This window comes from Pseudomonas rhodesiae (genome assembly GCF_013285305.1).
Classification (GTDB): Bacteria; Pseudomonadota; Gammaproteobacteria; order Pseudomonadales; family Pseudomonadaceae; genus Aquipseudomonas; species Aquipseudomonas rhodesiae.
On the sequence record NZ_CP054205.1, the window covers coordinates 2,124,602 to 2,138,671 of the forward strand.

Sequence of the window (14,070 nt, forward strand, 5' to 3'; positions counted from 1 at the left end):
TCGGCATGAGACGTTAATAAATCGATGCCGATGGGTTCGGCTTGTTTATTAACCTGAGTGAGTGCACTGCCCCATGATTCATGCTGATCGAGTGGTCGCTAAACCCTCCCTTGAAACTTTGCCTATTTCCGACCCAGGCCCGTTCGGTGTGGGCGCCAACAACAAACCGACCTACACCACGGACCAGGCCGGTAAGCAAATCACCCGCGATAATCTGCGCTTTCACGACCGCAACAACGACAAGAGGCTTGAACTTTCCTACGCCGTGGACCCGCAATTCAGCGCCGCGCAGCAACGCCGGGTGCGCCAGGCCGTACAGTCCTGGGAGGACGTGGCCAATATCACGTTCAAGGAGCGAGCAACGGCGGCCGACGGCACGGTCCACATCAAAAGAGACCCGCGTAGCGACCGTGGCGTCGCCACTTCACCCACGCGTTTCACCGCCAGTACCACGGCACGCATCGGCACGCTAAGGGAAAGCACTTCCCCGGCATTGGGCAGTCATTTTTCGCTGACTGCCGTGCATGAGATCGGTCATGCCATCGGTCTGCAGCACCCAGGCAACTACAACGGCGGTGGTGATTACCAGCGGGGCGCGGTGTATGCCGGAGACACCAAGGCGCGCAGTGTGATGAGTTACTGGTCGGAGAGGAACCAGGCGGGTCATGACTTCCACATGCTCAACCCCAGCGCGCCGATGATGGATGACATCGCTGCGGCCCAACGGCTGTACGGCGCTAATCACCAAACCCGCAATACCGACACCACCTATGGCTTCAATGCCAACTGCGAGCGCGAAGCCATGACCCTCAACAGCGCCTCCGACAAGCCCATCTTCTGCGTGTGGGATGGCGGGGGCGAAGACACCTTGGACTTTTCCGGATTTTCCCAGAACCAGAAGATCAATCTGAACGCCGAATCGTTTTCCGACGTGGGTGGCTTGAAGGGCAATGTGTCCATCGCCAAGGGCTGCACGGTCGAGAACGCCATCGGCGGTGCCGGGCGCGATGTGTTGATTGGCAACGAAGCCAGTAATCGGCTCAAGGGCGGGGCCGGTGCGGACACCCTGCGCGGTGGTGGCGGCGCGGATATTTTTTCCTACGACAAGGCCAGCGATTCCACGCCTCAACAACCGGATCTGATCGAGGATTTCACCAGTGGCACCGACAAGCTCGACGTATCCGGCGTGCTCAAGGAGGCCGGGTTGAGCGCCCTGGTATTCACTGAACGTTTCACCGGGCGTGCAGGCGAGGCTGTGCTCAAGCACGATGCGGCCACCGGCCGGTCAAGCCTGCAGATCGACCTGAAGGGCACCGGCAGTGGCGGTTTCCAGGTCAACAGCATCGGCAGGATCACCCCAGGGGATGTGCTGTGGAATGGGCAACAGCCGGAAGTCAAACCCCTCCCCAGGGTGGTGCCGCAACCGACACCCACGCCACCACCAAACGTGAACCCAGACAGCAACGCAACGTTCAGAGACGTGCTGGTCAAGGCGTTGACCCTGTTGATGCAATGGATGCAAAGCTTTCTTCAGTCATCGGGCGCCCGTGGCCAGCGCACCTGAATCTGGGTCAGCCGCTGCGCGTCAGGCCGCAGCCCGCGCCGGGGCCTGACGTGACGCACTGAGGAACCGAAGCAGCGCCACCAGTGGAAACGCGCTGCCCACCAGCATCACCGCCAGCCAGCCGCCGTGTTCGTACACGCTGCTGGCAATCGCCGAGCCGAAGGCGCCGCCGATAAAGATGCTGGTCATATACAGCGCGTTCAGGCGGCTGCGGCTGTTGGCGTCCAGCGCGTAAATGGCCCGCTGGCCGAGGACCATGTTCATCTGCACGCAGAAGTCCAAAACCACACCGGTGACCGCCAGGCCGATCACGCTGTACAGCGGATGCACCAAGGCCGGCAGGAAGCTCAGCGCTGCGAACAGCATTGCCAGCAACGATGCGCGATGGGTGTGACCGGCATCGGCCAGGCGCCCGGCGATGGGCGCGGCGATGGCGCCGATGGCGCCGACCAGCGCGAAAATCGCGATCTGGGTCTGGCTCAAGCCGTGGTTGCGCACCAACTCCAGCGGGGCCGCGGTCCAGAACAAACTGAAGGTGGCGAACAGGCAACCCTGGTAAAAGGCGCGTTGGCGCAACAGCGGTTGTTCACGCAACAAGGTGCCCAGCGAGCGCAGCAGTTGGCCATAGCTGGCGCTGTGATCGGGTTGGCGTTTGGGGATGGTCAGCATCAGCACCACGCTGATAAACACCATCAACGCCGCCGCAGCCATAAACATCGCGCGCCAGCCGAAGTGATCGGCGACCACGCTGGACACCGGCCGCGCCAACAAAATGCCCAACAGCAGCCCGCCCATGATGCTGCCGACCACCCGACCACGGGATTCAGCGGGCGCCAGGTGCGCGGCCAGGGGAATCAGGATCTGCACCGACACCGAGCTGAAGCCGATCAACAGCGACACCAGCAAGAACAGGTTCGGTTGCTCGGTAACCGCCGCGCCCAGCAGGCTGGCAATGGCCACCACAGTGGTGGCGATCATCAATTTGCGGTTTTCCAGCAAGTCTCCCAGGGGCACCAAAAAGAACAGGCCCAAGGCGTAGCCGATTTGCGTAAGGGACACAATCAGGCTGGCCATGGCGGGGGTGAGGCCAATATCCGGCGCGATCAGTTCGATGATCGGCTGCGCATAGTAGATATTGGCGACGATGGCGCCGCAGCAAAACGCAAACAGCATCACCATGCCTCGGGTCATGGTGCTTGTTGAGTGTGGGGTAGCGTTCATGGTGTTCTCATAAAAGCGAAGGAAGATGGCCTGCGAGGGTAAAGGCAAGGCTTTGCGACGAGTAGGCCGCTTGGAATGATAGTACTTATGTCGGCTGATGATACATTCTGAAACATCTACCCAGCCCCCCGCGCAAAACCAATGTGGAAGGGGGCTACACAAGTCTCAAAGGCTGAAATAACTCTGCGGGAGGGGGCTTGCTGTGGTGAGCGGGCTTGTCGAATCGTCGCACCGCCCGCGTTGGGCTGCGAAGCGGCCCCATTCCCGGCGATGTGGTTTTAGCTGACACACCGAGGTGCCTGGGTTTGGGGCTGCTTCGCAGCCCAGCGCGGGGCAAGCCCGCTCACCACAGCAAGCCCCCTTCCACAGTTTTACTGCGTTTGTTCAGTTATTGACCGGAGTAGATCTGGTCAAACACACCACCATCATTGAAGTGGGTTTTCTGTACCGTGCGCCAGTCACCGAAGGTTTTTTCCACCGACAGGAAATCGACTTTGGGGAAGCGGTCGGTGTACTTGGCCAGCACCGCCGGGTCACGTGGGCGCAGGTAGTTGTTCGCGGCGATTTCCTGGCCTTGCGGCGACCACAGGTACTTCAGATAGTCCTCGGCGGCGGCGCGGGTGTCTTTTTTCTCGACCACTTTGTCCACCACCGACACCGGCGGCTCGGCTTCGGCGGATACGCTTGGGTAGATCACCTCGAACTGATCGCGGCCGAATTCACGGGCGATCATTTCCGCTTCGTTTTCAAAGGTCACCAGCACATCGCCGATCTGGTTGGTCATGAACGTGGTGGTGGCGGCGCGGCCGCCGGTGTCCAGCACGGGAGCTTGTTTGAACAGCTTGCCCACAAAGCTCTTGGCTTTCTCTTCGTCCCCGCCGTTCTTGAGTACATAGCCCCAGGCCGACAGGTACGTGTAGCGGCCGTTGCCCGAGGTTTTCGGGTTGGGCACGATCACCTGCACGCCGTCCTTGAGCAGGTCGGGCCAATCTTTCAGGGCTTTGGGGTTGCCTTTGCGCACGATAAACACCGTGGCCGAGGTGAACGGCGCGCTGTTATTCGGCAAGCGCGTGACCCAGTTGTCCGGCACCAGTTTGCCGTTGTCCGCCAGGGCATTGATGTCGGTGGCCATGTTCATGGTGATCACGTCAGCCGGTAGGCCGTCGATCACCGAGCGTGCCTGTTTGCTTGAACCTCCAAAGGACATCTGCAAGGTCAGCTTGTCGTCTGGGTGCTCGGCGTCCCAGTGTTTCTGGAAAGCCGCGTTGTAGTCCTTGTAGAAATCGCGCATCACATCGTAGGACACGTTCAGCAGCGTGACGGGGGCGGCTTGCACGGCACTCGCCAGGGCAATTCCGGCGGCCAGGAGGGAGGCGCTAAGGCGTTTTTTCACTGCTCATTCCTTGTTGTTCGAGAAGAGGGGACAGGCACAATGCCAGCGACTATAGCCGGGGCCGCATAGTCGCTTAAAGATTAAAAAGAACTTTGCTTATTCCACTTTCTTAAACAGATTGCTGCCACAGCGCGAACAGAATGCCGCATTGGGTTCGTGGGTGTTTTTCTGGCACACCGGGCAGTCGGTCTGCAGCTGTTCGCCGCGCATGGCACTGGCCAGTTCGGCGGTGAAAATCCCGGTGGGTACGGCGATGATTGAGTAACCGGTGATCATCACCAGCGACGAAATCACCTGACCCAGCGGGGTCTTGGGCACGATATCGCCAAAGCCGACAGTGGTCAGGGTCACGATGGCCCAGTAGATGCCCTTGGGAATGCTGGTAAACCCGTGTTCCGGGCCTTCGATCACATACATCAAGGTGCCGAACACGGTCACCAGGGTGCACACGCTGACCAGGAACACCACGATCTTCTGCTTGCTGCCGCGCAGCGCCGACATCAGGTAATTGGCTTGCTTGAGGTAGGGGCTGAGCTTGAGCACGCGGAAGATCCGCAACATACGGATGATGCGGATAATCAGCAGGTACTGCGCGTCGCTGTAATACAGGGCAAGGATGCCAGGCACGATGGCCAGCAAATCCACCAACCCATAAAAGCTGAACGCATAGCGCAACGGCTTGGGCGAGCAGTACAGGCGCAAGCCGTACTCGATGGCGAAGATCAGGGTGAAGCCCCATTCGATATAGGCCAGCACGTCGGCGTAGTTCTGGTGCACCTGGTCGATGCTGTCGAGCATCACGATCACCAGGCTGGCCAGAATGATCAGCAGCAAGATCCCGTCAAACCGCCGCCCGGCCACGGTGTCGCTTTGGAAAACCATGACGTAGAGACGCTGACGCCAATCGTTGTTGCTGTCCATAAATCCTGCCCGAGTCGATTTTCGAGCAAGCCTAGGGGGATTCGAAGGGGCTGTCCATGCGCGGTTTCCGAAGCATCCTGCGGCTGGCGAGCACCAGCCAGCACGCGAGGATAAACGGCGCGGTCAGTACCGGCAGGTGCAGGGCGGCGAAGCCTGGCGTCAGCAGGATCGCCAGCAGGATACCGGCCAGGGGCAGCCAGGCCCGACGACTGATCTGGCTCAACGCCAGGGCCGCCAGCGCTGGGTTGTAGCTGTGCAGGCCGAGCAGGGCGTGTGTGGTTTCACCCAACCCCAGGGCGAACAATGCACCGCTGCCAGCACCGATGAAGGCCCACAACACGGCGCGCCGATTGGCCAGCCACAGGCCCAATGCAATCAGGCCGCCGGCCAGTGGCTGATCCAGCAACATGACCTGGGCCAGGCCGGTGAAAGGCGCGCTGAACAGGCCGAAGGCGTCGGCGCTGAGCGTGGCCGCCTCGCCGGGCGTCGCGCGGCCCAGCAGCAGCCAACCTAGACCGACAAAAGGCGCGGTGTAGGCCGGCAAGTCATCGGTCTGGCTGGCGTGTTTCAACCATTGCCGCGTGAGCATAGCGCTGACGCCGCCGCCCGCCAGGATCAATGGCGGCAGCAACGCCGACCACGGCAAGTGCTGGCTGATCAGCAACCCCAGCAGCACGCCGTTGTAGCTATACAAACCGGCCTGGCGCTCGGCTTTGGGATAGCCGCGGCGCTGGGCCGTGAGCAAACCGGCGACGCCACCGAGTAACGCACCGCCGAACAACGCCGGGGCACTGATCAGGATCGCCAGCAGGCACAGCAGGCCGCACAGAGGATGGCGTTGCAGGAAAATCTGGCTGAAGCCGTTGAGCAACGCTTCGGCCCAGTCGGGGCAGGTTGGGTTGTGCATGGTGGGTATTCAGTTGGACTGGGGTGAAACCCATCGGGGGCAAGCCCCCTCCCACACTTGATTGGGTTCACAAAGTCATAGCTGTGAATGCAGTCCAATGTGGGAGGGGGCTTGCCCCCGATGGGGCCGCTACAGACGCTAGATCAACACTTCTATGCGCAGCGAGTTGGTCGACCCCGGCTGCCCGAACGGCACCCCGGCAGTAATCACCAACGTATCCCCACGCTCTGCCATACCCTGGGCCTGGGCAATCTCCAGCGCCGTCGAACACACCTCATCGACCTGACGCAGCCGATCGTTGACCACCGAATGCACGCCCCACGCCACGCTCAAGCGCCGCGCGGTGGACAGGTTCGGCGTCAGGTTGAGGATCGGCGCCACCGGCCGTTCCCGCGCCGCGCGCAAGGTGGAGCTGCCGGACTCGCTGTAGTTCACCAGCACCGCTACCGGCAGGATGCTGCTGATGCGGCGGATCGCGCAGCTGATGGCGTCCGATACTGTGGCTTCCGCTTTGGGCCGGTTGACCTCCAGTTGCGTCTGGTAGTCCGGGCCGTTTTCCACTTGGCGGATGATCTTGCTCATCATCTGCACGGCTTCTAACGGGTAGTCGCCCGACGCGGTTTCCGCCGACAGCATCACCGCATCCGCGCCTTCGGCCACGGCGTTGGCCACATCGGTGACTTCGGCGCGGGTCGGCGCCGGGGAGAAACGCATGGATTCGAGCATCTGCGTGGCCACCACCACCGGTTTGCCCAACTCGCGGCAGGTGCGAATGATGGTTTTCTGGATCTGCGGCACGCTCTCGGCCGGCACCTCCACCCCCAAGTCACCCCGGGCCACCATGATCGCATCGCTCAGGTGGGCGATTTCCCGCAGGTGCTGCACGGCCGAGGGCTTCTCGATCTTGGCCATCAAGAACGCCCGATCACCGATCAGCTCGCGGGCCTCGCGGATATCTTCCGGGCGCTGCACGAACGACAGCGCCACCCAGTCCACACCCAGCTCCAGGCCGAAGCTCAGGTCGCGGCGATCCTTGGCGGTGAGGGGGCTCAGTTCCAACAGCGCTTGTGGGACGTTCACACCTTTGCGATCGGACAATTCGCCGCCGTTCAGCACCGTGGTGTCGATGGCATCCTTGTGTTTGCTGACCACCCGCAGGCGCAGTTTGCCGTCGTCGAGCAACAGATCCATGCCCGGTTCCAGGGCCGCGATGATTTCCGGGTGGGGCAGGTTGACCCGGCGCTCATTCCCCGGGGTTTCGTCCAAGTCCAGGCGCAGCGCCTGGCCGCGCACCAGTTGCACGCAGCCGTCGGCAAAACGCCCGACCCGCAGCTTCGGCCCTTGCAGGTCCATGAGGATGCCCAACGGATAGTTGAGCTGGCGCTCCACCTGACGGATCCACTGGTAGCGCTGGGCGTGATCGGCATGCTCGCCGTGGCTGAAGTTGAGGCGGAAGATATTCACTCCGGCCTCCACCAGCTCGCGGATGTCATCGATACCGTCGATGGCCGGCCCCAGGGTGGCAAGGATTTTGACCTTTTTGTCAGGCGTCATGGTGGGCAGTCTCAAGGATCAGGATGGCGCGGAAGTCGTTGACGTTGGTGCGCGTGGGCTCGGTGACGATCAACCCGTCGAGGGCGGCGAAATAGCCGTAGCCGTTGTTGTTATCCAACTCGTCGCTGGCCGACAGGCCGAGGGCTTCGGCGCGCGCGTAACTGCACGGGGTCATGATCGCGCCGGCGTTGTCTTCGGAGCCGTCGATGCCGTCGGTGTCACCGGCCAGTGCGTACACGCCGGGCAGGCCCTTGAGGCTATCGGTGAGGCTCAGCAGGAACTCCGCGTTGCGCCCGCCACGGCCGTCGCCGCGTACGGTCACGGTGGTTTCGCCGCCGGACAGGATCACGCACGGCGCCGCCAAAGGCTGGCCATGCTGCACGATCTGCCGGGCGATACCGGCATGCACCTTGGCCACGTCCCGCGCTTCGCCTTCCAGATCGCCGAGGATCAGCGGGCTGAAACCGGCCTGGCGCACTTTCACCGCCACCGCTTCAAGGGATTGCTGCGGGCGGGCGATCAATTGGAAATGGCTGCGGGCAAGCACCGGGTCGCCGGGCTTGACGGTTTCCGACGCCGGGTTCTGCAACCAGCTGCGCACCGAGGCGGGCGCGTCGATGCGGTAGCGCTTGAGGATCGCCAGCGCCTGTTGCGACGTGCTCGGGTCGCCGACGGTGGGGCCGGAGGCGATCACCGTGGCCTGGTCGCCCGGCACATCGGAAATCGCGTAGGTGTACACCGTGGCCGGCCACGCGGCCCTGGCCAGACGCCCGCCCTTGATCGCCGAGAGGTGCTTGCGCACGCAGTTCATCTCGCCGATGGTCGCGCCGGACTTGAGCAGGGCTTTGTTGATGGCCTGTTTGTCGGCCAGGCTGATGCTTTCGGCGGGCAGAGCCAGCAAGGCTGAGCCGCCGCCGGAGAGCAGGAAGATCACGCGATCGTTTTCGCTGAGGTTGCTGATCAACGCCAGCACGCGCTGGGCTACCGCCAGGCCGGCGGCATCGGGCACCGGGTGCGCGGCTTCGACCACTTCGATTTTCTTGCAAGGAGCCCCGTGGCCGTAGCGGGTAACCACCAGGCCGGTGACTTCGCCTTGCCAGCAATTTTCGACCACGAGCGCCATGGCGGCGGCCGCCTTGCCGGCACCGATCACGATCACACGGCCGCTACGGTCGGCGGGCAGATAGGGTTCAAGGACTTGCCGGGGGTGGGCGGCGTCGATGGCTGTGGCAAACAGCTCGCGAAGCAGGTGTTGCGGATCGACCGACATAAGCGGGCTCCCGGATATTTTTGTTATTAGACGTGCAGCTATTTCAGCCTTGGCCTAGGAATAGGCCCTACTTTGAAATGGAGCCACCTGTGGGAGGGGGCTTGCCCCCGATAGCGGTCTATCAGCTACAGAAGACATGCTCTCGGGAGCAAGCCCCTCTCACATTTGATCAAGGCATTACTGATCGCGAATCGAGAAATTCGCCATATGCTCCAAGCCCTTGATCAGCGCCGAATGGTCCCAATTCCCGCCCCCCAGCGCATTACAGGTGCTGAACACCTGCTGAGTACCGGCAGTGTTCGGCAGGTTGATCCCCAGTTCTTTGGCACCGGCCAGGGCCAGGTTCAAATCCTTCTGGTGCAGGTTGATGCGGAAGCCCGGATCGAAGGTGCCCTTGATCATGCGTTCGCCGTGTACTTCGAGGATTTTCGACGAGGCAAAACCGCCCATCAGCGCTTCGCGCACCTTGGCTGGGTCGGCCCCGTTTTTGGCGGCGAACAGCAACGCTTCGGCCACCGCCTGGATGTTCAGCGCCACGATGATCTGATTGGCGACCTTGGCGGTCTGGCCATCGCCATTACCGCCCACCAACGTGATGTTCTTGCCCATGGCTTGGAACAGCGGCAGGGCGCGCTCAAAGGTCTGTGGCTCGCCACCGATCATGATGCTCAAAGTACCGGCCTTGGCGCCGACTTCACCGCCGGACACCGGCGCATCGAGGTACTGCGCGCCGTGCTCGTTGATCTTGGCGGCAAAGGACTTGGTGGCGGTGGGCGAGATCGAACTCATGTCGATCACCACCTTGTTCGGCGAGAGCCCGGCGGCCACGCCGTCGGTACGGAACAACACGTCCTCGACCTGTGGGGTGTCCGGCACCATGACGATGATGAACTCGGCTTCCTGAGCCACTTGTTGCGGGCTGGCCAGCGCCACGGCGCCGGCGTCGATCAGTGCTTGCGGGGCCTTGCCGTGGTGCTCGGAGAGGAACAGTTGATGACCTGCTTTTTGCAGGTTGGCGGCCATGGGTTGGCCCATGATGCCGGTGCCGATAAAGCCGATTTTAGCCATGATGAAATCCTCTTGTTATGTGGAAGGGGGGCTTGCCCCCGATGACGGTGTGCCAGGCAAAACAGTGTTGACTGAGCTGCCGCTATCGGGTGCAAGCCTCCTCCCATAGGGTTTTGAGCCAGCCAAGACCCGCTTCGGTGGTGGTCAACGGCTTGTATTCACAGCCGACCCAACCCGTGTAACCGATCCGGTCCAGGTGCTCGAACAGGAAGCGATAGTTGATCTCCCCGGTCCCCGGTTCGTTGCGCCCCGGGTTGTCCGCCAGTTGGATGTGATTGATCTCACCCAGGTGCGCGGCCATGGTGCGGGCCAGGTCACCTTCCATGATTTGCATGTGGTAGATGTCGTATTGCAGGAAAAGATTGTCACTGCCCACCCGCTCGCGGATCGCCAGGGCCTGAGTGGTGTTGTTCAGGTAAAAGCCCGGGATGTCGCGGGTGTTGATCGCTTCCATCACCAGTTTGATGCCCGCCGCTTTCAGTTTGTCGGCAGCGTACTTGAGGTTGGCGACGAAGGTGTCTTCCAGCTGTTGGTCGTCGACACCGGCGGGGCGAATCCCCGCCAGGCAGTTGATTTGCGTATTGCCCAGCACCTGGGCGTAGGCGATGGCCAACGTGACCCCGGCGCGGAATTCCTCGACCCGGTCCGGATGGCACGCCAGGCCGCGCTCGCCGTTGGCCCAGTCACCGGCCGGCAGGTTGAACAACACTTGGGTCAGGCCATGGGCGTCGAGTTGCGCCTTGATCTCGGCAGAGCTGAACTCGTAAGGGAACAGGTACTCCACCCCCTGGAAACCGGCATCGGCGGCCGCTTTGAAGCGAGCGAGAAAGTCCTGTTCGGTGAACAGCATGGACAGGTTGGCGGCAAAGCGCGGCATAGGGTTCTCCTTAATCGAGCAGGGAAATGGCAGTCGGCGCATCGTTGCCGACCAGGGCCAGGTCTTCGAATTCGTTGACGGCGTTGATCTCGGTGCCCATGGAAATATTGGTCACCCGCTCCAGAATAATCTCAACGATCACCGGCACCTTGAATTCTTCGATCATGGCCTCGGCCTGGCGTAAGGCCGGCGCGATCTGGCTGGGTTCGAACACGCGCAGCGCCTTGCAACCCAGGCCTTCGGCGACGGCTACATGGTCCACGCCATAGCCGTTGAGTTCCGGGGCGTTGAGGTTGTCGAAAGACAGCTGCACGCAGTAGTCCATTTCAAAGCCACGCTGGGCTTGGCGGATCAGACCCAGGTAGGAATTGTTCACCACCACATGGATGTACGGCAGTTTGAACTGCGCGCCCACCGCCAGCTCTTCGATCATGAACTGGAAGTCGTAGTCGCCGGACAACGCCACTACTTTGCGGCTCGGGTCGGCCTTGACCACCCCCAGCGCCGCCGGAATCGTCCAGCCCAGCGGGCCGGCCTGGCCGCAATTGATCCAATGGCGCGGCTTGTAGACGTGCAGGAACTGCGCGCCGGCAATCTGCGACAGGCCGATGGTGCTGACGTAGCAGGTGTCTTTGCCGAACACCTGGTTCATCTCTTCGTACACCCGTTGCGGCTTGACCGGCACCGCATCGAAGTGAGTCTTGCGCTGCAGGGTGGCCTTGCGTTGCTGGCAATCATGCAGCCAGGCGCTACGGTCCTTGAGCTTGCCGGCGGCTTTCCATTCGCGGGCCACTTCAATGAACATCGTCAGGGCAGAACCGGCGTCGGACACGATGCCCAAGTCCGGTGTGAAAACGCGGCCGATCTGTGTCGGCTCGATGTCCACGTGGATGAATTTACGGCCTTCGGTGTACACCTCGACTGAACCGGTGTGGCGGTTAGCCCAGCGGTTACCGATGCCCAGCACCACGTCGGACTTGAGCATGGTCGCGTTGCCGTAACGGTGCGAGGTCTGCAGACCGACCATGCCCACCATCAGCGGGTGATCGTCGGGGATCGTGCCCCAACCCATCAGGGTCGGGATCACCGGAATGCCGGTCAGTTCGGCGAACTCCACCAGCAGCTCGCTGGCGTCGGCGTTGATCACGCCGCCGCCGCTGACCAACAGCGGGCGTTCCGCCTGGTCGAGCAGGGCCAGGGCTTTCTCCACCTGTACGCGAGTGGCCAGAGGCTTGGCCAGGGGCAGTGGCTGATAAGCGTCAATGTCGAACTCGATCTCAGCCATTTGCACGTCGAACGGCAGGTCGATTAACACCGGGCCGGGGCGGCCGGAGCGCATTTCATAAAAGGCTTTCTGGAACGCGTAGGGCACCTGGCCGGGTTCGAGCACAGTGGTTGCCCATTTAGTCACCGGCTTGACGATGCTGGTGATGTCCACGGCCTGGAAATCTTCCTTGTGCATGCGGGCACGGGGCGCCTGGCCGGTGATGCACAGGATCGGGATCGAGTCGGCCGAGGCGCTGTAGAGGCCGGTGACCATGTCGGTGCCCGCCGGGCCCGACGTGCCGATGCACACACCGATATTGCCAGCTTTGGTGCGGGTGTAACCCTCGGCCATGTGCGAGGCGCCTTCAACGTGGCGAGCAAGGACGTGATCGATGCCACCCACTTTCTGCAAAGCCGAATACAGCGGGTTGATTGCGGCGCCGGGGATACCGAAGGCAGTGTCCACACCTTCACGGCGCATCACCAGGACGGCGGCTTCGATTGCTCTCATTTTGCTCATGATTTTGGTGCCTCTTGCGTTTTGTAATTGTATACAAGTGGTGTCTGTCCAAAGTGTATTCACGGCGAGCAGTGCAGGTCAACGCATTTTATTCGTGACCGATTGTGCTCGCTAGAACGCATTTTTTCGACGTGTGGTGGGTTTGTTGGAAAATATTGTATACAAAATAGTAAATCATTGTGTTCTATTTGTGCGATCGAGCATCTGATCAATCAGACCTCCATCGCTTTCCCAATAACAAAAGAAGGACGGCACCATGAGCGCTTTAACCTTGAAAACCGCCACTCAACTCGCCAGTCAGGCCCTTACAGCGGGCCGTATGATTGGCGCCGCGCCCCTGACCATCGCAGTGCTCGACAGCGGCGGCCATTTGATCACCCTGCAACGCGAAGACGGCGCCAGCCTGCTGCGCCCGCAGATCGCCATCGGCAAGGCTTGGGGCGCGATTGCGCTGGGCAAGGGTTCGCGCCTGCTGGCGCTGGACGCGCAACAACGCCCAGCGTTTATCGCGGCGCTGAACAGCCTGGGGCAGGGCAGCGTGGTGCCGGCGCCGGGTGGCGTGTTGATTCGCGGTCAGGACGGTGGGGTGCTGGGAGCGATCGGGATTAGTGGGGATACGTCGGATATTGACGAGCAGTGTGCGATCACGGCGATCGAGGGGGTGGGGTTAATGGCGGATGCGGGGGTGTCGGCTTGAACAGTGTGTGACTTTCAGGGCCTCATCGGGGGCTTGCCCCCGATGGGCACCGGCTCTGCGGTGTATCAGTCCGGCTCACAGCCCTTGAGCACCAACCGGATAATGGTCTGCGCCGCCGCTTCATAATCGGCTTCATCCAGCTTGGCCTTGCCGGTCACCGCGGAAATCTGCCAGTCGAAATCGGCATAGGTCTGCGTTGCGGCCCAGATGCTGAACATCAGGTGGTTGGGGTCGATTGCCGCGATCAGGCCGCGATCCACCCAGCTCTGGATGCAGTCGATATTGTGCTTGGCCTGGGCGTTGAGCTGCTCGACCTGTTCGGCGCTCAAGTGCGGGGCGCCGTGCATGATTTCACTGGCAAACACCTTGGAGGCGAAGGGCAGGTCGCGGGAGATGCGGATTTTCGAGCGGATGTAATTGCTCAGCACCACCGCCGGCTCACCCTCGGGGTTGAACGGCGTGGACGCAGCCAGGATCGGCTCGATAATGCTTTCGAGCACCTCGCGGTAGAGGTTGTCCTTGGATTTGAAGTAGTAGTAGACGTTGGGCTTGGGCAGCCCGGCCTTGGCGGCGATGTCGCTGGTTTTGGTCGCGGCGAAGCCCTTGTCGGCAAACTCCTCGCTGGCCGCCCGCAGGATTTTTTCTTTGTTGCGCTCGCGAATGGTGCTCATAAACCAGGGTTTTCCTTGCCAGTGCAGGCGGTCGGGCATGGTAGCACCGGGTATCCGCGAGCCTCAACAATACGCGGCTGGCCCGCTTTCCCTACGTGGCGTTTACCATTACCGTATCGGCTCTTTCGCAATGGGCACTGC

General features: G+C 61.7%; 12 protein-coding genes. 2 read left to right on the forward strand and 10 right to left on the reverse strand.

The window, feature by feature from the left end; genetic code table 11:
* Window positions 1–73 precede the first annotated feature (73 nt).
* Window positions 74–1,564 carry a M10 family metallopeptidase C-terminal domain-containing protein gene (locus HRH33_RS09725; RefSeq protein ID WP_167417578.1) on the forward strand — a complete coding sequence of 497 codons (1,491 nt, stop codon included), beginning with the start codon at window positions 74–76 and terminating at the stop codon, window positions 1,562–1,564.
* Window positions 1,565–1,585: 21 nt separating this feature from the next.
* Here the strand turns inward: HRH33_RS09725 and HRH33_RS09730 are convergent, their stop codons facing one another.
* The 9 genes from HRH33_RS09730 to gcl form a co-directional block, all read right to left on the reverse strand.
* On the reverse strand, window positions 1,586–2,785 hold the full coding sequence (locus HRH33_RS09730) for an MFS transporter (protein WP_167417577.1): 1,200 nt from the start codon (window positions 2,783–2,785) through the stop codon (window positions 1,586–1,588).
* Between the two features lie 388 nt (window positions 2,786–3,173).
* On the reverse strand, window positions 3,174–4,178 hold the full coding sequence (locus HRH33_RS09735) for a sulfate ABC transporter substrate-binding protein (RefSeq protein ID WP_094066212.1): 1,005 nt from the start codon (window positions 4,176–4,178) through the stop codon (window positions 3,174–3,176).
* A gap of 96 nt (window positions 4,179–4,274) precedes the next feature.
* Window positions 4,275–5,099, reverse strand: a complete 825-nt coding sequence (locus tag HRH33_RS09740; RefSeq protein ID WP_034096645.1) for an ion transporter — start codon at window positions 5,097–5,099, stop codon at window positions 4,275–4,277.
* Between the two features lie 31 nt (window positions 5,100–5,130).
* A complete protein-coding gene (locus tag HRH33_RS09745) occupies window positions 5,131–6,006 on the reverse strand; it encodes an urea transporter (RefSeq protein WP_034096646.1) in 876 nt (291 codons plus the stop codon).
* A gap of 138 nt (window positions 6,007–6,144) precedes the next feature.
* Window positions 6,145–7,560: a pyruvate kinase gene (pyk, locus tag HRH33_RS09750; protein ID WP_167417576.1), complete on the reverse strand. Its 1,416-nt coding sequence runs from the start codon at window positions 7,558–7,560 to the stop codon at window positions 6,145–6,147.
* Window positions 7,550–8,830, reverse strand: coding sequence for a glycerate kinase type-2 family protein (locus HRH33_RS09755; protein ID WP_167417575.1), 1,281 nt, complete (start codon window positions 8,828–8,830; stop codon window positions 7,550–7,552). The genes pyk and HRH33_RS09755 overlap by 11 nt, the downstream gene beginning before the upstream one ends.
* 177 nt (window positions 8,831–9,007) lie before the next feature.
* Window positions 9,008–9,898 carry a 2-hydroxy-3-oxopropionate reductase gene (locus tag HRH33_RS09760; RefSeq protein ID WP_034096649.1) on the reverse strand — a complete coding sequence of 297 codons (891 nt, stop codon included), beginning with the start codon at window positions 9,896–9,898 and terminating at the stop codon, window positions 9,008–9,010.
* A gap of 82 nt (window positions 9,899–9,980) precedes the next feature.
* On the reverse strand, window positions 9,981–10,775 hold the full coding sequence (gene hyi / locus HRH33_RS09765; protein ID WP_167417574.1) for a hydroxypyruvate isomerase: 795 nt from the start codon (window positions 10,773–10,775) through the stop codon (window positions 9,981–9,983).
* A 10-nt stretch (window positions 10,776–10,785) separates the two neighbouring features.
* The gene (gene gcl, locus HRH33_RS09770) at window positions 10,786–12,561 is read right to left on the reverse strand and encodes a glyoxylate carboligase (RefSeq protein ID WP_034096651.1); all 1,776 of its coding nucleotides are present in this window, start codon (window positions 12,559–12,561) and stop codon (window positions 10,786–10,788) included.
* 256 nt (window positions 12,562–12,817) lie between these two features.
* Here gcl and HRH33_RS09775 point away from each other — a divergent pair, with 256 nt between their 5' ends.
* Window positions 12,818–13,258, forward strand: coding sequence for a GlcG/HbpS family heme-binding protein (locus HRH33_RS09775; RefSeq protein ID WP_034096652.1), 441 nt, complete (start codon window positions 12,818–12,820; stop codon window positions 13,256–13,258).
* Between the two features lie 65 nt (window positions 13,259–13,323).
* Here the strand turns inward: HRH33_RS09775 and HRH33_RS09780 are convergent, their stop codons facing one another.
* The gene (locus HRH33_RS09780) at window positions 13,324–13,929 is read right to left on the reverse strand and encodes a TetR/AcrR family transcriptional regulator (protein ID WP_040266283.1); all 606 of its coding nucleotides are present in this window, start codon (window positions 13,927–13,929) and stop codon (window positions 13,324–13,326) included.
* Window positions 13,930–14,070: the final 141 nt, after the last annotated feature.